The organism is Thalassospira marina, assembly GCF_002844375.1.
Lineage (GTDB): Bacteria > Pseudomonadota > Alphaproteobacteria > Rhodospirillales > Thalassospiraceae > Thalassospira > Thalassospira marina.
This window is the reverse complement of record NZ_CP024199.1, coordinates 3,118,297-3,136,083: the sequence shown is the minus strand read 5'-3', so window position 1 is coordinate 3,136,083 and position 17,787 is coordinate 3,118,297. Positions and strand designations below refer to the sequence as shown.

Genomic DNA, 17,787 nt, shown 5'->3' with positions numbered 1-17,787 from the left:
CGTAAGATCGCAGTCTAAAGAACGGCCCCGCTGGATTATTTTCAGCGGGGCTTTTTGTTTGTTCGGGCAAAGGGGATTTATTACGCCTTGGATTGTGCCTTTGTTTCGTTGTGGCTGGCAAAAACTTCCTTTGCGGCAAACAGGCCGTTCAGTGCGGCGGGGAAGCCGGCATAGACCGCTATTTGCATCAGGGTTTCGGTGATTTCCGCGCGCGTCAGGCCGACATTAAGGCTGGCATGGATATGCACCTTGAGCTGCGGCGTTGCATTGCCCAATGCGCAAAGTGCGGCGATGGTGGCAATTTCACGTTCGCGCAAGGACAGGCCGGGGCGGGTATAAATATCGCCAAAGGGAAATTCGATAACATACCGGGCAAAATCCGGGGCGATATCGGCAAGGGCATCAATTACCTTCTGGCCAGCTTCACCGTCAATTTCCGCGAGTGCGCGCTGGCCGCGCTGGTATCGGGTTTCGGTGGTCGCTAATGCCTCGGCCGTCTGAATTTGTGCCTGAGAAGTCTGTGGCGCTTGCGCCGGAGTTGGAGCAGGCGTTGCGCTGTTGGCCGGGCTGAGGGATGTGTTTGGTGTTGGTTGCTGGTGTGTTTTGTGTGGTGTCATCATCATGCGTCCTTGGCATTGTCGCGGCGTAACCCGCGATTTTTTGATCAAGGACGAGAAGGTTTGCCTGAAGACTGGTGATGGTTGCCTGCACCTGGCGGCGATGGGCCAGCAGAATATCGTGGCGGGCCTGTTCGGTGGCGGGGCCACCATTGCGCAAACTTGCATAGGCCAGCATATCGCGGATCGGCATGCCGGTTTCTTTTAACCGGCCTAGAAATTCGATCCAGATCAGGATGGTTTCATCATAATCGCGCTGGCCTGATGCATCGCGATCGGCATAGGGCAGCAGCCCGATACGCTCGTAATAACGAAGCGTATGGGCAGACAGGCCACTGCGTTTTGCCAGATCACCAATCTTCATTTTTGGCTGTTTCCTTTGCCTTCTCGTCGGAACGCAAAGAAGGCTAGGGGTTAGAGCGCGCTCCAGGTCAAGCGGTTTTCTGCTGGTATTTGTTAAAACCGCATCGAAAGCGAGATGGCACCAAACTGGTCCGTGCCGTTCTGGCCATAAAATTCCTTGGTGCGGTAGACATGGGTGTAGGTAATGCGTGCCTCGCCGACAATAACGGCAAAACCCACCTGCAAATCGCCCACCAACGGCTTTTTATCGACCGAATTGCTGTCGGCAAAGGTATTGCCATCCAGCGTGATATCGCGGGCAACCGCACGCCCCACCACCCCGGCAAACAGATACCCGCTGAGCGGGAAGCCTTCGGTGTCGGGTTTAAAAAAGTCCGATCCCGGCAGGCTGGGGCGAATGCGCGGGGGGCCGTAATCGGCAGGCAGGTCCACGCCAATGCGGGCCATGGCACCCACTTCGGCATTGGTAAAACCATTGCCCAGGGTGAAGCCCGCACTTGGTGTCAAATCTGCCTCAACGCCCAGCAATTCCTGCTTGGCCCAGCCGCGATATTTGCGTTCATAGCTGATGCCGATCACCGGTTCATTCTTGATCTGGTTATCCCAGCCCTTGGGTTCGGGGCTGTCGATCAGCTTATGGACGAATTTCTGGCTTTGTTCGGCAAGGGATGCGGGGCCAACCACACCCAGGGTCAGTTCCAGGGTGTCGATACGGGCGTAATCTTCGTGGCCTTCATAACCCAGGCCGGTATCGGAAAGCAGGCCGACACTGCCATAAAGATACCCGGCCCACGGGCGGTCATTGGGCTGGTTATCGGCAATTTCGATGTCGCTTGGCGTGAACATGCTTTGCCCCAGCGCATAACTGGTGCGAATGCGCCCGTTGGAAGCAAAAAACGGAACTTCCTTGGCGACATTCAGAAAATCGGCCGGGGCGCTATCCTCGGGCGAGATAAAGGCCAAGCGTACACCATTGGTAAAATGCCGGTCCTGGTTGTTTTCGACAAACAGGTCATTTTCCACAGACAGCGAAACACCCCATTTTTCATCGGGGGTGCGTTGGGATTGCGGGCCTTTGGCGGTGTTTTCCTGCGCACTTGCGGGCAGGGCGACAAGGCCGGCCAAAAGGGTTGAGGCACAAAAAAATGCCGCCAGCGGCAGGCGGGCACGGATGTTATTCTGTTGGGGCATGATCGCGGTTTTCCAAACGAAGCTCTTTAGCCAGAAAATCGGTAACAGTGCGAATTTTACGAAGCTTGTGCCGGTGCGGTGCACTTAATGCATAAAGATTAAGGCTGCGCGGCAGATATTCAGTCAGCAGACAAACCAGTTCCCCCCGGGCAACAAGGTCTTCCACAACCAGCCATGGTGTCAAGGTAATGCCGCTGCCAGCGGTTAAAACATCACGCATGGCAAGGCTGCTGTTAACCCGGTAACGCCCGGAAACCTCGATTGCCATTTCTGCACCATCATCGGGGCTGGTAAAATGCCAAAGGCCGGTGCGTTGCGCGCTGCTAAACAGGATGCAGTCATGATCAAGCAGGTCATGCGGGCAGGTGATGGGCGGGTGGCTGGCAAGGTAATCCGGGCTTGCGACCAGAACACGGGAATAACTGCAGATCCGCCGTGACATCAGCGATGAATCCGCCAGCGTTTCACTAACCCGAAGCGCTATATCAAAGCCTTCATCAATGATGTCGGTGAATTTGTCATCAAGGACCAGATCAATTGAAAGATCGGGGTGGGCATTTAGCAGTTTGCCAATCACCGGGGCAAGTTTAAGCACCCCAAAGGATGTTGGTGCTGCAATACGCACGCAGCCGCGTGGGCCCTGGCCCAGGTCGCGCACGGTTTCATTGGCATCATCCATATCATCAAGAATAAGGCTGACCCGCCCCAGATACGTTTCACCCGCCTCGGTCAGGCTCAGCCGCCGGGTGGTGCGCGAAATAAGCTGCACGCCCAGCATGTCTTCAAGGGCGTTGATCTGTTTGGTGATTGCGCCGGGCGACATGTTAAGGTCGCGCGCTGCGGCGGCAAAGCTGCCCCTCTCGGCAATTTTGCGAAAACATTCCAGTCCGCGTAATCTGTCCATCTGGTCCCTAAAGTCCCCGTTATTATTTCCATAATGGAAATAAATTGGGGCGAAAACACGGCACGATCCGCAAAAACCGCTGTGCTAGTCTGCCCGTTATGAAAAGGATCAACACAGGCAATGGTTCCCGCATGCAGGCGGTTTTACACGAAAAAAATGCCTGCGACATATGTGCCAAATCCCCGTACGAGGTGCCGGGCCATGGCACAGGGCGAACCGGCCTTCTGACAAGCTGGAAAGTTGCGAAGATGAAAGCATTATTATTGCTGCTGGGTGCCGGCATATTGGGCGGAACATCCATTTTGCTGGCAAAGCTGGCGGTGGGCGCGGGGATGACACCGCTTTCCTATCTGTTCTGGCAATGTCTGGGTGCGGGGCTTGTTTTGCTGGTGATATCGGCACTGCGTGGTGATGTACCGTCCTTCGCGCCACGATATTTGCGCTATTACTTCATTGCGGGGCTGGTGAGTCTCGCTTTGCCGATGGGGGTTGGCTATTTCATGGTGCCCCATCTTGGTGCCGCGCTTGCGGGTATCTTTACAGCGATGCCGCCCTTGATCACCTATCTGCTGTCGATGTGCATTGGGCTGGAACGTGCCCGCCTGGCGCGGATGCTGGGTTTGATGGCGGGGTTTGTTGGCGTGCTGTTTTTGTATGTGCCGCAATTAACTGCACCGGATAGCACCATTCTGGGGTATTTGCTGGCCGCGGCGGTTATTCCGGTCAGTCTGGCCATTGGCAATGTCTATCGCACGGCAGATTGGCCGGTGGGCGCACGCCCGGTACCGCTGGCGGCGGGCATGTTGCTGGCAAGTGCGGTTTACTGCCTGTTCTTTGAACTGGGGCGTGACCAATTGCTGGTGCCTGATTTTAACCACACCTATCTGGTGGCGATTATTGCCCTGCAGGTGGTGGTCGCCGCCCTGATGTATATGTGCCACTTTGAACTGCAACGTGTTGCTGGCCCGGTTTATCTAAGCCAGATTGGCTATCTGATGGCGCTGACGACACTGGTGGGCGGGGTTGCCCTGTTTGGTGAAACTTTGCGCCCCGAATTGCTGGTCACACTGGGCTGCGTGGTGCTGGGCACATTTCTGGTGCGTCCCGGCGGGAAAAAGGCCGCACTTGCATCTGCCAAAGCCGACTAATTATCAATCAAATGTTTACGGCATTGCGGATGAAATCCTGCAATGCCGTAAACCGGTTTGGGCAGCTTGTTAATCCTGCCGCACAATTGCGCCAATTGCATTGACCAGCAGGCGCGATGCCACCAGGGCCGACATGCCATCGATATCGTTGGGGGGATAAAACTCCACCAGGTCAAAACCGGCAATGCGGGCGCGTTTGCCAATGCTTGCGATCAGGTCGATCACCTGCATATAGGTTAATCCCCCCGGTGTGCGGGCAGCAACGCCGGGCATGATGGCCGGGTCCAGCCCGTCACAATCCAGCGTAATAATGACATTGGCACCTTCGGGGATATGGGCAAGTGCGGGCTCGATCCCGTGGTGGTGAATATCGCGCGCGGTAACAAACCGGCTGCCAAAATTTTGTGCCGCAGAAATTTCTTCGTGGCGGGCGCTGCCCACACTGCGCAGGCCAATTTGCACCATGCCGGCAATGTGGGGCATTTCGCTGGCACGGCGCATGGGGCTGGAATAGCCATATTTTTCGCCGTGCAATTCATCACGCCAGTCAATATGGGCATCAATCTGTACAATCCAGATCGGCCCGTGGCTGGCAAAACCTTCAAAAAACGGGATCGGCAGGGAATCATCACCGCCCAGTAATATGGGAACGGCCGATTGCGCCAGAATATTCCGGGTGGTGGTGGTTACCAAATCCCGGTTCTGCGCATTATTTCCCATTGCCGTGGCAAGGTTGCCAATATCGGTGCAGCTAACATCGCCGCCGTTAAATAACGGCCCGCCCAAATCAAAATCCCAATGCGTGATCAGCGCTGCATCTTCCTGGCTGGCTACACGAATGGCATCGGCGGCGCTGGCATAACCGCTGCTGTCCTTGCCAGGATAGGTGCTGCCATGCCCGGCACCAAAAATAACGGCCTTTGGTTTTGTGCTATTTGCCAATTGTGCCGGCAGCCCCAAAAAGGTCAGGCCGGGGGCGGCTGCCGGGGCATTTTGCGCGTGATGTGATGATGGGGCTTCGGACATGGGGCGTTCCTGCATGTGGGGCGTGGGCGTGTGGGGACTGGTTCGTGATGGTGGTGGCGATTATCCCGAAACGGTCATGTCGCGTAAAATCAGGCTGCCATCTGCATCCTGGTCGCAGGCAAGGTTACTGTAATTGATAATGCTTTGGCCCGGCACATCGGCTGGTGCTTTGTGGGTTTCGGTTACAATCATCACCTTTGCGCCTGCGGCTTTTCCGGCGGCAATGCCTGCCGGGGCATCTTCCCACACCAGGCAATCGCTGGCATCAAAACCCAGACGTTTGGCCGCAGCTAAAAAGCAGTCCGGTGCCGGTTTGCCTGCTGTTACGTCTTCGGCAGTGATCAGAATATCGGGCATGGGCAGGCCTGCGGCCGTGATGCGCTGGCTGGCAAGGCGGTGCGGGGCGGATGTGACAATGGCCCAGCGGTCGCGGGGCAGGGATGATAAAAATCGCGCTGCATCGCCAATCTGGCGAATTTTATCAATCGCCTGAAATTCCGCCTCGGTCAGAAGGTCAACCTCCTGGTCAATATCGGTGCCAGGCGGGGCAAAGCGGGCAATGGTTTCTGCGGCCCGCACGCCGTGCATGGCATGTGTGACCTCGGCAACATTCAGGCCATGGCGGCGTGCCCAGTCACCCCAGGCGTTTTCGGCAATTTCGATGCTGTTAACAATGGTGCCGTCCATATCAAACAGAAAGGCCGCAAAACGTTGCCCGCGCATGGTTTTCCCCAAATTTATGTGTCCTGACCGCACCTTGTGGCCGTTCAGGTTGCATCACGATGCCTGCCTGCAAGTACTATCCGATGGCTAGGTGACAAGCAATTGGTGCGTCGCAGACCTGCCTATTCTTTGACGGCTTCGATGGCGTCGTCATATTGGCGTTGTGCTTCGCTCAGGGCGGGGCCATGTGTGGTGGCCCAGTCATACAGGGCTTCAAACGGCCCCTTCAGGGAATTGCCCAGTGGCGTAATGGAATATTCTACCCCGATGGGGGTGGTTGCCAAAATACGCCGGTTTACCAGGCCGTTACGTTCCAGCCTTTTTAACGCATCGGCCAGGGCTTTATGTGTGATGCCATCAAGGCGGCGCATCAATTCATTAAAACGGGCCGGGCGATAGCACAGCACGGTTAAAATCAGGATCGACCATTTATTGGCGATCTGATCCAAAATCGGTCGGGTTTGATAAACATTGACCAGCGCTTCATCGCTATTGGCGGGCATGGCGATATCATCCTGTATATCTACGCTATATTAAGTGCATTATTGACCGTAAATATACAAATTATATCTTTGCGTCAAATTCACAGCATAAGGATTATTCCGATGAAACGACTGACGCAAAAAACCGCCCTGATCATTGGGGGAGCCAGCGGCATTGGCCTGGCAATTGCCACACGCTTTGCCGCCGAGGATGCCACTGTCATCATCACCGGCCGTAAACAGCAAAGCCTGGATGATGCCTGCCGGGCTATTGGCGATAACTGCCACGCGATCCTGGCCGATGCCTCGGACCCGGCAGCCTTTGCTGGCGTGATGGGCATGGTTGCAAAGGATCATGGTCGCCTTGATATCCTTGTCATCAATGCCGGTATGTCGGGCTATGGCGCGCTTGAAAGCCTTGATACCGATCATTTTGACAGCATCTTTGGCCTGAATGTGCGTGCACCGGTGTTTGCCGCGCAGGCGGCGGTGCCGTTAATGTCGCAGGGGGGATCAATTGTGCTGATTGGTTCCATCGCCGGGATGGTCGGCATCAAGGGTTATGGCACCTATGGGGCCAGCAAGGCCGCGATCCGGTCCTTTGCGCGCAGTTGGGCGGCTGAACTGGCCCCCAAAGGCATTCGCGTCAATGTCGTCAGCCCGGGCCCCATTGATACGGCCATGTTTGATGCCGTTTCCGATGAAATGCGCCAAAGCCTGACCGCCCAGATCCCCGCTGGCCGCCTTGGCCGCCCGGAAGAAGTCGCCAGTGCGGCCCTGTACCTTGCCAGTGACGAAGCCACCTTTGTCGTTGGGGCCGAGCTGTGCATTGATGGCGGTATGGCGCAGGTCTGACGCGCCATATCCGGCGATGCGGTTCTGATCGCAACAGGCACCATATCGCTGCCTGCCTGTAACCCTCTGTTTTGGGCATTCGTTTGTCGGATAAAAGGCCGTGGGTTCAGGCAGGTAGCCTAGCACCAGCGCCGTGCCGCGTTGAGCAGCACCAAACAGGCCGGGACAGTGAATGCCCCGGCCTGTTTTGGTTTTTGCTATTCGATTTTTATTACGGAACGGCGCGGCGCAGGCGCGGGGCATCGGCTTGGGATGTGTCGATCAGCCCGCGATAGGCATGCCAGCTTGCATGCCCCAAAAGCGGCATTACAACCGCCAGCCCCAGCAGCAGAACAAACATGCCGCAGGCCGCCAGCACGGCAATGGCCGCCCCCCAGCCCGTAAGTACCCGCCAGTTACGGCGAAAGGCCATTACGCTAAGCGATAATGCCGTGATGACATCAATATCGCGATCAACAAGCAGCGGAATGGAAATCAGCGAAATGGCGAAAACGACAATTGCAAATCCGCCGCCAATGATGGACCCGGTAATGAGAAATGCCATGGCATCCCGTGAAAAAAACGTCTGCCAGATAAGGGTATCAAGCGGGGGCACATCGCCATTGTAAAACAGCGCGAATAACAGCATCGCCACCCGGGACCATAACAGGAAAAACAGCATCAAAATCACGCCAATCGCGCCTAGCTGGCCGGGATTGCGGCGAAAGCCGTTCAGGCTGTGCCAAAGCGTAACATTTTCGCCCATTTCAAGGCGGCGGCTGGTTTCATAAAGGCCCACGGCAATCAGCGGTGCAATCAGCATAAAGCCCGCACCAAGGGGCAGCGTCAAATACGGCTGACCGGATTGAAAAAGGCTAAGCAAAATGACATAGCCCGCCAATACACAAAACGCCCCATAGGTCAGGCCGATGGCAGGTGTGCGTTTGAAATCGCGCCAGCCAGCCTCAAGCCATTTGCCGGACTGGTCACTGGTAACTTCACGAATGAAAATGCCACGCTGTCCATGCAGGGCCTGGCTGGTTTCATCGCCGATGGTGTCGGTCGGGGGCGTTACATTCGGAGCTGTGGTATCAGTCATTATATATCCTCCCTGCGCCGAAGCGGTTCACGCGACAGCAGATACAACCCTGATTGTCCTGCCGGACCATGCGGGTGGTGGCCCGGGTGGGTATTTTGTTTTTTATTCAACAGGTATATTAGCACCTATTGATGGTTTTTCCAGTGCATCATTATAAACCAATGATAGGCGGAACACGTAACAGGGATGATCGTTTAAAAGGGCAATGAACGTTTTGATTGATATGGGCTTGTGTGCCCCACGTCACAGTCCGGCGGGCATTGGGCAAAGTGATGCCCTACAACCAAAAGATTGCCATTTTCTGCTGCAATGCAAATCAGGGCCTGTATGATAATGGTTTCTATGGAAAATTTCTGATTGGGCCGTCCCAACAGATTGCGCGCAAAAAGAAAGCGGAGCCGAAACTTTGAAAAAGATACTCGCTGTAATTGGCGCTTTGGTGGTGGTGATTATCGCTGCCCTGCTGGTTATTCCCTCGCTGATTGACTGGAACAGTTACAAGTCCGATGTCACAACAGCCGTAAGCGAAGCCACCGGCCGCAATCTTGAACTGCGTGGTGATCTGTCCCTTTCATTGCTGCCTTTCCCGGCCCTGTCGGTTGAAGATGCCGTTTTGGGCAACGTCGAAGACGCAACCGATGAAAATATGGTCACAGTCAAGGAAGTCCAGGTTTCTGTTGCCCTGATGCCGCTTCTGACTGGCAAAATCCAGGTCACACAGGTCCGCCTGATCGACCCGGTTGTTTCCATTGAAAGTTTCGAGGATGGCACCAATAACCTGGTGTTTGATCCCAACGATGCCAAAAGCCACGGCCCCGATGCCGGCACCATCAACAACCCCGAAGACCAGCCGGCACAAACGGCCCCCGCCACAGATGGCAAGGCGGCTGCCCCGGCGGATAACGGTGGCGAAAGCTCGCTTGCAAGCTCGGTCCGGGTGGATAGCCTGTCGATCGAAAATGCCACCATCATTTACCGTGCGCCCGGTACCGAAGAACGCATTGAAGGCCTGACCCTGAGTGTGGAAGCCGACAGCCTGAATGGCCCGGCCACCGGCGAAGGGTATGTTTTTTATCGCGGCATCCCGCTGACTTTTAAGCTGAATGTTGGTGAAATCAGCCAGACGCGCGCTTTCCCGGTTTCGGTTCGCCTTGGTATTGACGAGGTCGATGGCGGCATTGATGTTGGCGGGCAGGTGGATCTTTCAGGTGATGCGCCCGATTTCAACGGCGAAATCAATGGCAAATTCGAGGATCTGCGCAAGGCGGCCCTGCGTATTGCGGGCGATGACGCCGAAATTCCCGATGTTGCCGCCAAGGAATTTGACCTTTCCGGTAAACTTGCTGCCAATGCCAAGGCGGTAACGGTTAATGACCTTGCCGTTCGTTTTGGTGATACCCGTGGTTCAGGTGCGCTTTCGGTCAATACCGAACCCAAAATGAAGGCCGATCTGGCCCTTCGTTTCAACCAGCTTGACCTTGATGCCATCATGGCGCTGGCCAATGCATCGGGCGGGCATAAGGACGGTGCTGCACCGGCAGCAAAACCGGCGGATGCCCCGGCGGCGGACGCACAGGGTAAATCAGGCGGACAGTCCATTCCCTCGCAAGGGCGTAAAAATGCGTCGGCCTCGGCCAATGCACCACTGATCCCCGCTGATCTGACCGGATCAATTGATCTGGAAGTTGAATCGCTGATCTATAATCAGACGCCGGTTCATAATGCACGGATCAATGCAGGCATTGCGAATAGCAAAATCACATTAAACGAAGTTTCTGCGGGCCTTCCCGGCGGTACGGATTTGCAGGTTTTTGGTTCCATTTCCGGGGCCAAGCCGCAGGCAAGTGCCGATCTGCGTTATGAAATTGCATCGGAAAATATCCGTGCTGTCATGCGCTGGCTGGGTGTGGATGTTGAAGGTGTCCGCGCGGACCGTTTGCGCCGTTTCTCGCTGACGGGCGGGCTTAAAGGTAGCGCTGACCAGATCAATATCAACAATGTCGACATGCGCCTGGATGATACCGCCATTCGCGGTGCCATTGTTGCCAACCTTGATAGCGAAGGCCTGCCTGCCCTTGGCATTGGTTTGAAGCTCGATAAAATCAATCTTGATCAATATGTATCGCCCGCACCCGCTGCCAGCAGTGGCGATGCCGCCAAAGGTGGTGACGCGGCCAAGGCCGATGCAACAAAAGCCGACACAGCTGCCAAAGACGGTGCCAAAAAAGACCTGGTTAAAACCATTCACGATGCGTTGGCACCGTTAAATGGCCTTGCGGCGAATTACCGCATTGGCGCTGATGAAGTCATTTCATCGGGTGTGGCCATTCGCGGTATTTCGGTTGAAGGCAGCCTGCGTGGCGGTGACATTACCCTTAAAAACCTTGCCGTGGCCGATGCTGCGGGCATGTCGGTTCAGGGCAGTGGTGCGTTTCTGGGCCAAAAGGACGTTCCCGAATTCAAAAACCTGAAACTGGGTGTCACGGCGAAAAACCTGGAACCGCTGGTGAAGTTGACGGGGATTACCCTGCCAGCCCCGGCAACCAATTATAAATCGATGAAGGCCGATGTTGCCCTTAATGGCGCCATGAGCGGCCCGGATATTGATGCCAGCCTGTCGAATTCCACCCTGCAGGTTTCCCTGAAAGGCAAGGTTTCTGGCTTGCTGGGCGATGCGCCGGGCTTAACGGGCGATATCAATGCCCAGGCCGGTAGTCTTAACCGTGCCCTGCCGCTGATCGCACCGACCTATGAGCCATCGGGTGATCTTGGCCGTTTTGCCCTGCAGGGCAAGGTGGATGGTAATGCCAAAAACGTTGCCATTACCATTGCCAAACTGGCGGTAGGTACGTTTGAAACCGCAGGCGCTGTTAAAATGGATGCCTCGGGCGAGCGGACAAATCTTGATGTTAACCTTAAAGGTGGCAAGCTCCGGGTGGATCCGTTCCTGCCTGCGGCCAAGCGTGCCGCCCTTGAAACGCCGCGCACCGGTATGCGCCGGGCGGCACTGCCATCCTTTGACAATGACATGCTGACCCGTGTTGATGCCCGTGATGGCACGCCCTGGGATGATAATGTTATCGATGTTTCGGCCCTGCGCCTGATCGATGGCACCATTTCCATTGTCATGGACCAGCTTGATTACGACCATTTCTCGCTGGTGAACCCGGACCTGTCTGTGAAAATGAACAAGGGCCTTATTACCATTGATCATTTGACCGGCAAGCTTGGCGATGGCCCGCTTAAAGTTTCGGGCACCTTTGATGCCAGCAAGGATGTTCCCAAGCTGGACCTGACCGGTAACCTTGATAACGCCAATGTTGCCAAGGTCTTCCCGATCCGGGTTGCCAATGATGACGTAACCGGGATCGCCGGGACTAAATTTACCGTTACCGCCACGGGCAAAAGCTCGCGTGCGCTGGTAAAGGCATTGAATGGTACGGCAAACTTCAACCTCAAAGACATCCGCTTTAGCAACGCTGATAAACGTTCCGCCGACCCCAAACTGGACCTGCAGGCGCTGCTGCGTCAGGGGCCAGCGGCGATGGTGGTTGAAGGTGTTGGCAATAACGACCTGCTGCGCACCCTTGATGCCGATTTGCAGATTACCAATGGTGTTGCAAAAACCACCCGTGTTGATGCCACATCGCGCGTGGGTACGGCTGATGCCGATGCGACCCTCGACCTTCCCAACTGGATTATGGATACCCAGGCCGATTTTGATTTTTCCGAAAAAATCAACGATCTGCCACCCTTTAGCGTTTACGCCAAAGGCAAAATCGATGATCCCGCCATTAGCGGCCGTATGGACAAGGTCGCGGTGAAGACCCTGGAAAACCTGCTGGGCAAAGCATTGGGCGGTAAATCGTCTGACAGCAGCGAGCCCCAGTCCGATGGCGACAAGGCCAAGGATGCGGCAAAGGGTGTGCTTAAAGGGCTGTTAAACCAGTTCGGTCGCTAAATCCGGTTAAATCCTGGGTTCACAGTCTTGATGATCTTGCAAACGGTCCCGGTTTTCCGGGGCCGTTTTTGTTTGAAAGGGCATGGAATACAGCTGATTGACACAAATCTGCAAAAAAACCTTAACAAATCATGATTGCTTCGACATGATCCGCCCGTCGATTCCCCTGCAAAGGTTATGGTTGATATGGTCGCGAAAAAAACGGCGCTCGATAAGGACCTGAAATGGCAGCGGCGGATGGACGCCGGTGTAGGTGCTACGGCGTCGCTAAGTGCGAAACTTGGTCTGTCGCTTGTTTTCCTGCTGGCGTGCAGCGCATTTGTAGCTTTCCACATGGGGGGGCTCCCGCGAAGTGGCTTTCTGATTTCGGCTGCCGTTATCGGGGGCTATATGGCCCTTAATATTGGCGCCAATGACGTGGCGAACAATGTCGGGCCGGCTGTCGGCTCCAAGGCGCTGACAATGGTTGGCGCCCTTTTTGTTGCCGCCATTTTCGAGGCTGCCGGGGCCATCCTGGCCGGGGGCGATGTGGTCAGTACCATTAAAAACGGTATTATCGACCCGTCGCAAATGCCCGATGCCCAAACCTTTATCTGGGTGATGACGGCGGCTTTGCTGGCTGCCGCCCTGTGGCTAAATCTTGCCACCTATCTTGGCGCACCGGTTTCCACCACGCATTCCATTGTGGGCGGTGTGATGGGGGCGGGGATGGCCGCTGTTGGCACCCATGCCGTGCATTGGTCCAATATGGGCGCCATTGCCGCAAGCTGGGTGATTTCGCCAATTCTGGGCGGGCTTATTGCCGCAGGCTTCCTTGCCTTTATCAAATTCAAGGTGCTGTTTGTCGAGGACCGCGTTGCCGCGGCGCGCAAATGGGTGCCATTATTGGTCAGTTTCATGGTCGCGGCCTTCACGGTTTATTTGATGATGAAGGGGATCAAAAAGGTCTGGAAGGCCGATACCGTAACCATCATCATGATCGGCATTGCCGCCTTTGCCCTTACCCTGTGGCCGGTTCGCAAGGCGGTTTATCGCGCCTCGATGGATATGACCGGGCGTCGCAAGGAAATTGCCTCGCTGTTTCGTATTCCGCTGGTGGTATCGGCAGCCCTTCTGTCCTTTGCCCATGGTTCCAATGATGTGGCCAATGCCATTGGCCCGCTTGCCGCGATTGTGTCGGGCGTGGACAAGGGCGAAATTGTTACCTCCGCCCCCATTCCCATGTGGGTCATGATCATTGGTGCGCTGGGTATTTCGGCTGGTTTGCTGCTGTTTGGTCCCAAGCTGATCAAAACCGTGGGCAGCAAAATCACCAAGCTTGACCCGATCCGTGCCTATACCGTGGCGCTGTCGGCAGCACTTACGGTGATTGTTGCCTCTGCACTGGGTCTTCCGGTCAGTTCCACACACATTGCGGTGGGCGCGGTTTTTGGAGTTGGCTTCCTGCGTGAAAGCCTAAGCCACCGTCGCCGCCTTAACGATGCACCGCCGCCGCCCATGCTGATTGGGGGCACTGAAGGCATGGATGCGCAAAGCCAGGATATCGAAGCCCTGCGCCAGCTTGACCCCGGCCTGGCCGAGCGGGCAGAACGCAAATTGCGCAAACGCCTTTTGGTGCGTCGCCGTTATGCCCTGACGATTGCAACCGCCTGGGTGGTGACGGTTCCTGCCGGGGCGTTTCTGGGCGCACTTCTGTACTTTACCATTCGCGGCATGATGATGTGATCAGCGTTACCTTTCGCAGCGTTTCTCCATAATCCCCGGAGCAAACGCGCGATCTGCGGCAATGGCCGGGGCATTCTTTGAATGCCCCGGCCATTGTTTTTTCGCTTGACCCGCCAGGGTGCGGGGCGTAAACAGCGCGCACTATTTTTGCGACCCATTTTGCGCATCGTCGTTCCGAATTTCGGCACCGCGAGATTTGTTATGCGCGGGTTTTACCAAAAGGTTCAAAAAACATGAAAGCCATCATTGCAGGCATTCTGGCAATGGCCGCAACGGTTGTCGCCTCGAACATCCTGGTCGAATATCCGTTGCCCGGCGTTCTGGCCGATTGGCTGACCTTTGGCGCCTTTACCTATCCTGTCGCCTTTCTGGTGACGGACCTTACCAACCGTGCCCGTGGCGCAAAGGCGGCACGCATGGTGGTTTTGTCGGGCTTTGCCATTGCGGTTGTGCTGTCACTGGTTTTTGCCGATACCCGCATTGCCCTGGCATCGGGCACGGCATTTCTGGTGGCGCAATTGATGGATGTTACCGTGTTTGACCGCCTGCGTCAGGCAAGCTGGTGGAAGGCGCCGCTGGTTTCCTCCACCGTGGGCTCGATGCTCGATACCGCCCTGTTTTTCTCGATCGCATTTGCCGGGACCGGCCTGCCGTGGCATACATGGGCGCTGGGTGATTTTTCGGCCAAGATGATTATGGCGATGACCTGCCTTGCACCTTTCCGCATGCTGATGTCGGTCATTCGTCCGGTGGGCCGCAATGGCGGCATGGCTGCCCAGTCCGCCAACGCCTGATCCCGCCTGTTGATTGTGGTGTCCTGACACTGCCAAGATGGAAAAACAATGAAAGTCGATCTGTTCGATTTTGAACTGCCCCGTGAATGCATTGCCGAACATCCGGCTGACCCTCGTGATTCCGCCCGTATGCTGGACCTTAGCGCCGGTCAGATGAATGACCGTATCGTGCGCGAACTGCCCGATATTTTGCGCACCGGCGATTTGCTGATTTCAAATGATACCCGCGTGATCCCCGCGCGCCTGTTTGGCAAACGCGGCGATGCCAAAATCGAAGTCACCCTGCACAAACAGGAAGGCCTGGCACAATGGCGCGCCTTTGCCAAACCGGCGAAAAAGCTGCGCGTGGGTGAGATATTCAAGGTCAATGACAGCTTCGGAGCCGAAGTCATGGACAAAAAAGACGGCGGCGAAGTGCTGTTGCGCTTCAATGTTGCCGGTGCTGACCTGATTGCCGCGCTGGAAAAATACGGCGTTATGCCCCTGCCGCCCTATATCCGCCGTGAGGCCGGGGGCGATGACAAGGACCGTCACGATTACCAGACGATCTTTGCCCAGCATGACGGTGCCGTTGCCGCGCCGACCGCAGGTTTGCATTTCACCCCCGAATTGCTGGCAAATCTGGATGCGCGCGGTGTTCTCCGCCGGACCATTACACTGCATGTGGGGGCGGGCACATTTTTGCCGGTCAAGGTTGACGATACGGATGATCATAAAATGCATGCCGAATGGGGCAGCATTTCGCCGGAAATTGCCGCACTGGTCAATGAAACACGGGCCAAAGGAGGGCGTGTTGTGGCTGTGGGCACAACGTCGCTGCGCCTGCTGGAAAGTGCGGCCAATGAAGATGGTATTGTTCAACCGTTTGAAAACGAAACCAGTATCTTTATTACGCCGGGTTACAAATTCCGCGGTGTTGACCTGCTGCTGACGAATTTTCATCTGCCGCGTTCGACCCTGTTCATGCTGGTATCGGCCTTTGCCGGGTTTGAGCGCATGAAGGCGGCCTATGACCATGCAATTGCGCAGAAATACCGTTTCTATTCCTATGGCGACTGTTCGCTTCTGGAATGCGCCAACAAAGTTGAAGCACTGAAAAAGTCATGACCGAATTTCGATACGAATTGCTGGCACAGGATGGCAAGGCACGGCGCGGGCGCATTCACACCGCGCATGGCGTTATTGAAACCCCGGCTTTTATGCCGGTGGGGACGGCTGCCACCGTCAAGGGCATGATGCCTGAAAGCGTCGCGGCCACTGGCGCACAGATTTTGCTGGGTAATACCTATCATCTAATGTTGCGCCCCGGTGCCGAACGCATTGCCCGCCTTGGCGGTTTGCACAAATTCATGAATTGGGACAAACCGATCCTGACCGATAGTGGCGGGTATCAGGTGATGTCGCTGGCAGGTTTGCGCAAAATCACCGAAGAAGGTGTAACCTTCAAAAGCCATATCGACGGACGCAAATTTTCGCTTTCGCCGGAACGTTCGATGGAAATTCAGCATTTGCTGGGGTCGACCATCACCATGGCCTTTGATGAATGCACGCCTTTCCCCGCAACCGAGGAAGTGGCGGCCGAAAGCATGCGTATGTCAATGCGCTGGGCCAAACGGTCGCGCGATGCCTTTGTCGAACGTGAGGGTTATGCCCTTTATGGCATTCAGCAGGGCAGTGTGTTTGAACATTTGCGCCGTGAAAGTTCCGAAAAGCTGGCCGAACTGGACCTTCCGGGCCATTCGGTTGGCGGGCTTGCCGTTGGTGAAGGCCAGCAGGTAATGTTTGAAACGCTGGATTTCTGCGTTGATATGCTACCCGCCAACAAACCGCGTTATTTGATGGGCGTTGGCAAACCGTCCGATCTGGTCGGGGCTGTCATGCGCGGGATTGACCAGTTTGATTGCGTATTGCCCACCCGTTCGGGCCGTAATGCCCAGGCCTTTACCCGCCGGGGGACGGTGAACCTTAAAAATGGCCGTCACCGCGATGATGACCGCCCGCTTGATGATCAATGTTCATGCCCGGCCTGTTCGCAATATTCGCGCGCCTATCTGCATCATCTGATCAAGGCGAACGAGATTTTGGGCGCAATGCTGCTGACCTGGCATAATTTGCAATATTACCAGGACCTGATGAAGGGCATGCGCGATGCCATCGATGAAGGCCGGATGGAAGCGTTTGCCAGGGATTTTTATGCCGGTCAGGAAGGCGGGGATATTGATCCTGTGCCGATGATCCAGGATTAAGCCAGGCCCTAACAAGGAATTGATCATGGCTGATGAAAGCATTTACCAGAACCTGACGATGCTGGGCGGCGATACCAAGCAGCCCGCAAGCCCGGAAGAAGCCGTACTGGAACGGGTGCAAAACCCGCAGGCCGGAACCGATTATTGCGTGCGCTTTGTCGCACCCGAATTTACGTCTCTGTGCCCGATCACAGGCCAACCCGACTTTGCCCATCTGGTGATTGATTATGTCCCGGCAGACTGGCTGGTCGAAAGCAAGTCGCTGAAGCTGTTTTTAACCTCGTTTCGTAATCATGGGTCATTCCATGAAGATTGCACGATCAAGGTTGGCAAACGCATTGTCGAAACGCTGGACCCGAAATGGCTGCGTATTGGCGGTTACTGGTATCCGCGCGGCGGCATTCCAATTGATGTGTTTTACCAGACCGGCCCGGCACCCGAAGGTGTCTGGATCCCTGATCAGGGTGTCGCCCCCTATCGCGGGCGCGGTTGAATTTGAAAAGGCAGGGCGTTTTGCGCGGTTTGATCCGCAGCAATACGCCCTTGGCCATTATTCATTTTTGATCGCAGACTGATACAAAATTGAATAACCCTACAGCAGGAAGGTTTCGGTCTTCCTGCTTTTATTTTGCGTTGATTTTAGGATTGATAATTATTCTCATTGCGAGGGCGGG

At 55.6% G+C, this 17,787-nt stretch carries 16 protein-coding genes; 8 read left to right on the top strand and 8 right to left on the bottom strand.

The genetic code is table 11. The annotated features are described in order from the left end of the window. Positions 1 to 80: 80 nt before the first annotated feature. From CSC3H3_RS24850 to CSC3H3_RS14320, 4 genes are all read right to left on the bottom strand, one after another. Entirely contained in the window at positions 81 to 389 is a 309-nt protein-coding gene (locus CSC3H3_RS24850) for a carboxymuconolactone decarboxylase family protein (protein ID WP_281262545.1), read from the bottom strand. A 40-nt stretch (positions 390 to 429) separates the two neighbouring features. Beyond that, positions 430 to 981 (bottom strand): MerR family transcriptional regulator, encoded by a 552-nt coding sequence (locus tag CSC3H3_RS14330; RefSeq protein WP_215907508.1) that lies wholly within the window; start codon positions 979 to 981, stop codon positions 430 to 432. Between the two features lie 92 nt (positions 982 to 1,073). Continuing rightward, entirely contained in the window at positions 1,074 to 2,171 is a 1,098-nt protein-coding gene (locus tag CSC3H3_RS14325; protein ID WP_101285256.1) for a lipid A deacylase LpxR family protein, read from the bottom strand. Then, entirely contained in the window at positions 2,155 to 3,075 is a 921-nt protein-coding gene (locus tag CSC3H3_RS14320; RefSeq protein WP_101285255.1) for a LysR family transcriptional regulator, read from the bottom strand. Before CSC3H3_RS14320 ends, CSC3H3_RS14325 begins: the two co-directional genes overlap by 17 nt. A gap of 248 nt (positions 3,076 to 3,323) precedes the next feature. On the opposite strand from CSC3H3_RS14320, the gene CSC3H3_RS14315 reads away from it, so the two are divergent. Then, positions 3,324 to 4,223: a DMT family transporter gene (locus tag CSC3H3_RS14315; RefSeq protein WP_172963428.1), complete on the top strand. Its 900-nt coding sequence runs from the start codon at positions 3,324 to 3,326 to the stop codon at positions 4,221 to 4,223. A 69-nt stretch (positions 4,224 to 4,292) separates the two neighbouring features. Here CSC3H3_RS14315 and CSC3H3_RS14310 read toward each other — a convergent pair whose 3' ends face one another. The 3 genes from CSC3H3_RS14310 to CSC3H3_RS14300 all read right to left on the bottom strand — a co-directional run bounded on the left by CSC3H3_RS14310 (position 4,293) and on the right by CSC3H3_RS14300 (position 6,475). Next, positions 4,293 to 5,249: an agmatinase gene (locus CSC3H3_RS14310; protein WP_101285253.1), complete on the bottom strand. Its 957-nt coding sequence runs from the start codon at positions 5,247 to 5,249 to the stop codon at positions 4,293 to 4,295. 60 nt (positions 5,250 to 5,309) lie between these two features. Further along, positions 5,310 to 5,972 (bottom strand): HAD-IA family hydrolase, encoded by a 663-nt coding sequence (locus CSC3H3_RS14305; protein WP_101286249.1) that lies wholly within the window; start codon positions 5,970 to 5,972, stop codon positions 5,310 to 5,312. Positions 5,973 to 6,094: 122 nt separating this feature from the next. After that, positions 6,095 to 6,475, bottom strand: a complete 381-nt coding sequence (locus CSC3H3_RS14300) for a winged helix-turn-helix transcriptional regulator (protein WP_101285252.1) — start codon at positions 6,473 to 6,475, stop codon at positions 6,095 to 6,097. A 102-nt stretch (positions 6,476 to 6,577) separates the two neighbouring features. Between CSC3H3_RS14300 and CSC3H3_RS14295 the strand changes: the two genes are divergently transcribed. Next, entirely contained in the window at positions 6,578 to 7,309 is a 732-nt protein-coding gene (locus tag CSC3H3_RS14295; RefSeq protein WP_101285251.1) for an SDR family NAD(P)-dependent oxidoreductase, read from the top strand. 211 nt (positions 7,310 to 7,520) lie between these two features. Here CSC3H3_RS14295 and CSC3H3_RS14290 read toward each other — a convergent pair whose 3' ends face one another. Further along, a complete protein-coding gene (locus CSC3H3_RS14290) occupies positions 7,521 to 8,387 on the bottom strand; it encodes a DUF2189 domain-containing protein (RefSeq protein WP_101285250.1) in 867 nt (288 codons plus the stop codon). A 406-nt stretch (positions 8,388 to 8,793) separates the two neighbouring features. On the opposite strand from CSC3H3_RS14290, the gene CSC3H3_RS14285 reads away from it, so the two are divergent. The 6 genes from CSC3H3_RS14285 to queF all read left to right on the top strand — a co-directional run bounded on the left by CSC3H3_RS14285 (position 8,794) and on the right by queF (position 17,606). After that, the gene (locus CSC3H3_RS14285; protein WP_101285249.1) at positions 8,794 to 12,348 is read left to right on the top strand and encodes an AsmA family protein; all 3,555 of its coding nucleotides are present in this window, start codon (positions 8,794 to 8,796) and stop codon (positions 12,346 to 12,348) included. Positions 12,349 to 12,534: 186 nt separating this feature from the next. After that, the gene (locus CSC3H3_RS14280; protein ID WP_101286248.1) at positions 12,535 to 14,073 is read left to right on the top strand and encodes an inorganic phosphate transporter; all 1,539 of its coding nucleotides are present in this window, start codon (positions 12,535 to 12,537) and stop codon (positions 14,071 to 14,073) included. A 233-nt stretch (positions 14,074 to 14,306) separates the two neighbouring features. After that, complete coding sequence (locus tag CSC3H3_RS14275) at positions 14,307 to 14,867, top strand: queuosine precursor transporter (RefSeq protein ID WP_101285248.1); 561 nt, start codon at positions 14,307 to 14,309, stop codon at positions 14,865 to 14,867. Between the two features lie 48 nt (positions 14,868 to 14,915). Beyond that, positions 14,916 to 15,974 carry a tRNA preQ1(34) S-adenosylmethionine ribosyltransferase-isomerase QueA gene (queA, locus tag CSC3H3_RS14270; RefSeq protein WP_101285247.1) on the top strand — a complete coding sequence of 353 codons (1,059 nt, stop codon included), beginning with the start codon at positions 14,916 to 14,918 and terminating at the stop codon, positions 15,972 to 15,974. Beyond that, positions 15,971 to 17,113, top strand: a complete 1,143-nt coding sequence (gene tgt, locus CSC3H3_RS14265) for a tRNA guanosine(34) transglycosylase Tgt (protein WP_101264736.1) — start codon at positions 15,971 to 15,973, stop codon at positions 17,111 to 17,113. Before queA ends, tgt begins: the two co-directional genes overlap by 4 nt. A 25-nt stretch (positions 17,114 to 17,138) precedes the next feature. Beyond that, positions 17,139 to 17,606 carry a preQ(1) synthase gene (queF, locus tag CSC3H3_RS14260; RefSeq protein WP_101264735.1) on the top strand — a complete coding sequence of 156 codons (468 nt, stop codon included), beginning with the start codon at positions 17,139 to 17,141 and terminating at the stop codon, positions 17,604 to 17,606. Positions 17,607 to 17,787 lie beyond the last annotated feature (181 nt).

What these genes read in the sequence shown, in the direction of transcription:
- CSC3H3_RS14330 (WP_215907508.1), bottom strand. Translation starts at nt 981, where the DNA reads ATGAAGATTGGTGATCTGGCAAAACGCAGTGGCCTGTCTGCCCATACG.
- CSC3H3_RS14300 (WP_101285252.1), bottom strand. Translation starts at nt 6,475, where the DNA reads ATGCCCGCCAATAGCGATGAAGCGCTGGTCAATGTTTATCAAACCCGA.
- tgt (WP_101264736.1), top strand. Translation starts at nt 15,971, where the DNA reads ATGACCGAATTTCGATACGAATTGCTGGCACAGGATGGCAAGGCACGG.
- CSC3H3_RS14290 (WP_101285250.1), bottom strand. Translation starts at nt 8,387, where the DNA reads ATGACTGATACCACAGCTCCGAATGTAACGCCCCCGACCGACACCATC.
- CSC3H3_RS14275 (WP_101285248.1), top strand. Translation starts at nt 14,307, where the DNA reads ATGAAAGCCATCATTGCAGGCATTCTGGCAATGGCCGCAACGGTTGTC.
- CSC3H3_RS14280 (WP_101286248.1), top strand. Translation starts at nt 12,535, where the DNA reads ATGGTCGCGAAAAAAACGGCGCTCGATAAGGACCTGAAATGGCAGCGG.
- CSC3H3_RS14325 (WP_101285256.1), bottom strand. Translation starts at nt 2,171, where the DNA reads ATGCCCCAACAGAATAACATCCGTGCCCGCCTGCCGCTGGCGGCATTT.
- CSC3H3_RS14320 (WP_101285255.1), bottom strand. Translation starts at nt 3,075, where the DNA reads ATGGACAGATTACGCGGACTGGAATGTTTTCGCAAAATTGCCGAGAGG.
- queA (WP_101285247.1), top strand. Translation starts at nt 14,916, where the DNA reads ATGAAAGTCGATCTGTTCGATTTTGAACTGCCCCGTGAATGCATTGCC.
- CSC3H3_RS14310 (WP_101285253.1), bottom strand. Translation starts at nt 5,249, where the DNA reads ATGTCCGAAGCCCCATCATCACATCACGCGCAAAATGCCCCGGCAGCC.
- CSC3H3_RS14305 (WP_101286249.1), bottom strand. Translation starts at nt 5,972, where the DNA reads ATGCGCGGGCAACGTTTTGCGGCCTTTCTGTTTGATATGGACGGCACC.
- CSC3H3_RS14295 (WP_101285251.1), top strand. Translation starts at nt 6,578, where the DNA reads ATGAAACGACTGACGCAAAAAACCGCCCTGATCATTGGGGGAGCCAGC.
- queF (WP_101264735.1), top strand. Translation starts at nt 17,139, where the DNA reads ATGGCTGATGAAAGCATTTACCAGAACCTGACGATGCTGGGCGGCGAT.
- CSC3H3_RS14315 (WP_172963428.1), top strand. Translation starts at nt 3,324, where the DNA reads ATGAAAGCATTATTATTGCTGCTGGGTGCCGGCATATTGGGCGGAACA.